The organism is Kluyvera genomosp. 2 (genome assembly GCF_036759865.1).
In the GTDB taxonomy this organism is placed as follows: domain Bacteria; phylum Pseudomonadota; class Gammaproteobacteria; order Enterobacterales; family Enterobacteriaceae; genus Kluyvera; species Kluyvera ascorbata_B.
This window is the reverse complement of record NZ_JAPKIA010000043.1, coordinates 1-1,336: the sequence shown is the minus strand read 5'-3', so window position 1 is coordinate 1,336 and position 1,336 is coordinate 1. Positions and strand designations below refer to the sequence as shown.

The 1,336-nt window shown below is 54.6% G+C and carries 1 protein-coding gene; it reads right to left on the bottom strand.

Going from position 1 to position 1,336, the window contains the following annotated elements:
- Window positions 1–37: 37 nt before the first annotated feature.
- A protein-coding gene (locus V6942_RS23345; RefSeq protein WP_087776199.1) for an IS3 family transposase occupies window positions 38–1,245 on the bottom strand; the annotation gives its coding sequence in 2 pieces (ribosomal slippage) (window positions 38–924 and window positions 924–1,245; 1,209 coding nt in all).
- Between the last annotated feature and the right edge of the window lie 91 nt (window positions 1,246–1,336).

Sequence of the window (1,336 nt, the reverse complement as noted above, 5' to 3'; positions counted from 1 at the left end):
TGATCTTGACCCGCCATTTCCGGACAGCTTTTGTATCTTAAGTTAACGATGCCCGCTGCCGCCGGTATTCTCTCGGAGAGTGATATCCCAGCGCACTATGCGGGTGATTTTCATTGTAATGCGTGAACGCCGCTGCAAGGTTTCGCAGGGCTGTTCTCACATCCGGTTTCGGCATGAACGCGATATAGTCTTCCTTCATCGTCTTCACGAACCGTTCGGCCATGCCATTGCTCTGCGGGCTGCTCACCGCTGTTGTACATGGCTCCAGATTCAGCTCTTTGGCGAACCTCCGCGTTTCATGCGCGGTATATGCTGAACCGTTGTCCGTCAGCCACTGCACCGCTGTGTCGGGCAGCCTGTCGCCGAAGCGCTTTTCCACCGACCTCAGCATCACATCCTGCACGGTCGAACTGTCATAGCCTCCCGTGCTTGCTGCCCAGTCTATGGCCTCACGGTCGCAGCAGTCCAGCGCGAACGTTACCCGCAGTTTTTCGCCGTTGTCGCAGCCGAACTCGAAGCCATCTGAACACCAGCGCATATCGCTTTCTGCCACCGCTATCTTGCCCTTATGTTCACGCTTCGGTCGCTCTGGTTTGTGATGCAACAACAACAGGTTATGCTCGCTCATTATCCTGTAAAGCCGTTTGGCATTCACAGGTGGCTGTCCCTCTGTGCGACGTTGCTTGCGCAGGATGCCCCACACGCGTCGATAACCATAACTCGGCATATCGCTGATAATGTTGAGGATAGCCGACAGTATTTCTGCGTCTGCTTCTTCATTACGCCGGTTACAGCGCCTGTCCTGCCAGTCGGCAGAACGGTTAATCCGCAGTGACAGTTGCGCACGCGACACGCCCATGGTCCGGCTGACCATGGCTATTCCCCGTCCTTTGGCAACAAGGGCGCGTGCGCTATCCATTTTCGCGACTGACCGTACTCCACGGCTTCTTTCAGGATCTCAACTTCCATCGTCTTCTTGCCCAGAAGGCGCTGAAGCTCCCGGACCTGCTTCAGAGCAGCAGTAAGCTCAGAAGCAGGAACGACTTCCTCTCCAGCCGCAACGGCGGTGAGGCTGCCTTCCTGATATTGCTTCTTCCACTTAAACAGCAGGCTGGGCTGGATACCATGCAGGCGGGCGACATGGGAGACATTCATACCCGGCTCCATCGTCTGCTGGATAATGGCGATCTTCTCCTGAGGAGTTTTACGTTTACGGACTTCTTGCCCTAACAGGATCCCGGTCATCTCAAAATTGGTGTTAGTGTTAGACATATATTCAAGCCTATCTCTTATCTGGAGATACAGCTACTGTCTGGTGTTTCAGGGGGCTACATCA